3 protein-coding genes are annotated in these 3,607 nt (G+C 32.6%); 2 read left to right on the top strand and 1 reads right to left on the bottom strand.

Translation table 11 applies throughout. The annotated features are described in order from the left end of the window. The coding region (locus tag BKL49_RS12090) for a restriction endonuclease subunit S (protein WP_143530857.1) at positions 1-1,296 on the top strand (1,296 nt) is incomplete at its 5' end. 109 nt (positions 1,297-1,405) lie between these two features. Beyond that, the gene (locus tag BKL49_RS12085) at positions 1,406-2,209 is read left to right on the top strand and encodes a tyrosine-type recombinase/integrase (RefSeq protein ID WP_077425798.1); all 804 of its coding nucleotides are present in this window, start codon (positions 1,406-1,408) and stop codon (positions 2,207-2,209) included. A gap of 36 nt (positions 2,210-2,245) precedes the next feature. Here BKL49_RS12085 and BKL49_RS12080 read toward each other — a convergent pair. Next, positions 2,246-3,607 (bottom strand): restriction endonuclease subunit S (locus BKL49_RS12080; protein WP_077425795.1); only part of this gene is annotated, 1,362 nt, incomplete at its 5' end.

Genomic DNA, 3,607 nt, shown 5'->3' with positions numbered 1-3,607 from the left:
TTTACGAACCAAACCGAAACGCCCTTTAAAATCCCTGAAAGTTGGGTGTGGATAAGGTTGGGAGAAATTATTTTACAAAATATAGGAGGAGGTACGCCTAATAAATCACAATATGAATATTGGAATGGAAACATTTCTTGGGCTAGTGTTAAGGATTTAGATAAAGATGATATATATTTAAATGAAACTATAGATAAGATTTCAGAAAATGGATTACTTAATAGCACCTCAAATCTTATTGAGAAGAATAATATCATTTTATGTACTAGAATGGGGCTAGGTAAAATAGCAATTAACAATATTGATGTTGCAATAAATCAAGATTTAAGGGGGATTATATTACCCATTTATATATCTAAATTATATTTCATCTACTTTTATAAAACTTTAAATCTACAAGGGCAAGGTTTAACAGTAAAAGGGTTAACAACAGAACAATTAAATTCTATTTTATTCCCGCTTCCCCCAATTGCAGAACAACACCGCATAGTCGCCAAAATTGAAGAGTTACTCCCCTTTATTGAGCAATATGCAAAAAAAGAGCAGGAACTGACCGCTTTACATCAAAGTTTTCCGCAACAACTGAAAAAATCCATTTTACAGGCTGCTATTCAAGGCAAATTAACCGAGCAAGATCCAAATGACGAACCGGCAATTGAGCTGGTTAAGCGTATTCAACAGGAAAAAGTGCGGTTGATTTCCGAGAAGAAATTGAAAAAAACCAAGCCTTTTTCAGAAATTGTAATACGGGATAACATTCCTTATGAGATGATTGACGGTGTTGAGCGTTGTATCGCGGATGAAGCCCCCTTTAAGCTGCCTGAAAATTGGTGTTGGGTGAGGTTGGGGGATTACTCTTTTAATTTAGATAGTCAAAGAAAACCTGTTTCTATAGAACACAGAAGTAAACAATCAAAAATATATGATTATTACGGGGCGACTGGTGTAATAGATAAAGTTGAGGATTACATTTTTGATGGTACTTATGTACTTCTTGGTGAGGATGGTGGAAATTTCTTTGTAAATAGAGATACTGCTTTTATTGCTGAAGGCAAGTTTTGGGCAAATAATCATGTCCATGTTTTACAAGTATTAAATAATTTAGAAAAATATTTTTGTTATTATCTTAATTCTTTAAATTTTCCAGCTATGGGATTAATCAACGGTATTGCAGTACCAAAATTAAATCAAAAAAACTTAAACTCTATACTTATTGCAGTGCCACCATTAGAAGAACAACACCGCATTGTCGCTAAAATTGAAACCTTATTTTTATCATTACAAAAACTAGGATAAATATAATGAAAACAAGGTGTTATATTTTACTGTAAGGACACCAAACGGTATTATGTAACACCACATACGATTATCATACTTTTTTTAACCTCAAATAAGGAAAATTAGTATGATCAATTCATTTCAACGTTATCTTTTAAATCAAAATTTAGCAAATAATACGCTCTCCGTTTATTTATTTGCCGTTAAACAATATCACAACCTCTTTCCCAACATTACCAAATCTTCGCTTAAACAGTATAAAACATTCTTAATTGAACATTACAAGCCACAAACGGTTAATCTCAGAATACGAGCAATCAATTATTATTTGGAATTTATCAAAAAAGAAAAATGGAAATTAACCTTTGTGAAAGTGCAGCAGAAAACCTTTCTAGAAAATGTTATTAGTGAAGCAGATTACCATTATTTTAAAGAACGATTAAAAGCCGATGATAATCTTTATTGGTATTTTGTCATTCGCTTTATGGCAGCGACTGGGGCAAGGGTTAGCGAGCTTATTCAAATAAAATGTGAACATATTAAAATAGGCTATATCGATCTTTATTCCAAAGGCGGCAAATTACGCCGCATTTATATTCCTAAATTATTGCAAGAAGAATGTTTACAATGGCTGGAAAATATTAACCGACAACACGGTTTTATTTTTCTTAACCGTTATCACAAAAGGATTACAACGCGTGGTATTGCTAGCCAATTAAAAATTTTAGCCAAACGTTATCAGATCGATCCTAAATTAGTTTATCCCCATTCTTTCCGACACCGTTTCGCAAAAAGTTTTTTAGAGCGATTTAATGATCTTGCATTTTTAGCCGATTTAATGGGACACGAAACCATAGAAACCACAAGAATATATTTACGCCGCACCAGCACCGAACAACAAGCTATTGTCAATAAAGTGATTGATTGGTAGTTTTATGGTATGGGCTAGAAGAACACGCCCATACCATTATTTTAATTTCTCTACCAAAGAAAATAATTGTTCAATTTTAGCGACAATACGGTGTTGTTCGGCAAGTGGGGGGAGGGGGACGATGATTTTATATAAATTTTCATCATTTATTGCAGGATATGCAACGCCAACCATTGCATTATTCACAAAAGCAGTAAAAGTAGGACTTAATAAATAATAAAATAAAAATCTATTATATATGTCAGAATAAGTTTCCATTGTAGCAAATGCTGTACTCGCTATTGGTTCATAAGGAAAATCATTTCCTAATATACATATATTTTGTAAATATGGTCTAACTGTTGAATATAAAATTGTTCCTTTTTGAACAATTTTTCTAGCTCGTGATGGGGCTTTATCTGGCTCAATAATATTTAGATTATCTAAAACTTTATATTTTTTATTATCAATAGAACCTACATCAATATAACAGAAAGTTGCTCTAGGTATTTTTTGTCCTAGTTGATAAGTAATATCCCATAGTCTTACCCAACACCAATTTTCAGGCAGCTTAAAGGGGACTTCATCAGCGATACAACGCTCAACACCGTCAATCATCTCATAAGGAATGTTATCCCGTATTACAATTTCTGAAAAAGGCTTGGTTTTTTTCAATTTCTTCTCGGAAATCAACCGCACTTTTTCTTGTTGAATACGCTTAACCAGCTCAATTGCTGGTTCGTTATTCGGATCTTGCTCGGTTAATTTGCCTTGAATTGCTGCCTGTAAAATTGATTTTTTCAGTTGTTGCGGAAAGTTTTGATGTAAAGCGGTCAGTTCCTGCTCTTTTTTTACATATTGATCAATAAAGGGGAGTAACTCTTCAATTTTGGCAACTATGCGGTGTTGTTCGGCAAGTGGGGGGAGTGCAAAAAATAAATTCTTAAATACGCTAAAAGGCGGAATATTTTTTATTGCAGTTCCCATACTGTTAGATTGCGATGATGCTTTTAAAATATAATCAAAATATAGAAGAAAATAGTTAATATCTATGTTTTTAGAAAGGTTTATTTTCATTAAAGCCTGATTAATAATTCCTTTTTCAATATTGTTAGGCATTATAAATGTCTCGCCAATAGTACCTGCACAACTTACAATTATATCTCCAGCAAAAACTTCAAACGCCTGCATATTGGAAATAAAATAATCATATGAAATATAATAATCACCTAATAGTTCATTTTTCTTTATAGCATTTTTTTGCTCATAAACTTTAATTGCTGTTGGTGATTTTGGAATAAACATACTTTTAGTTAAACTACTTCCAAAAGGTCCTTTTTTATAAATACCAATATCGTCTAATCTCACCCACACCCAACTCTCAGGGATCTCAAAGGGCATTTCGGTTTGGTTCGTAAA

The organism is Rodentibacter myodis (assembly GCF_001999305.1).
Taxonomy (GTDB): domain Bacteria; phylum Pseudomonadota; class Gammaproteobacteria; order Enterobacterales; family Pasteurellaceae; genus Rodentibacter; species Rodentibacter myodis.
The sequence above is the reverse complement of the archived record's forward strand: the minus strand, read 5'-3'. Positions and strand labels throughout refer to the sequence as shown.

Excerpts from the sequence above, each read along its gene's own strand:
- BKL49_RS12085 (WP_077425798.1), top strand. The coding sequence starts at position 1,406 with ATGATCAATTCATTTCAACGTTATCTTTTAAATCAAAATTTAGCAAAT.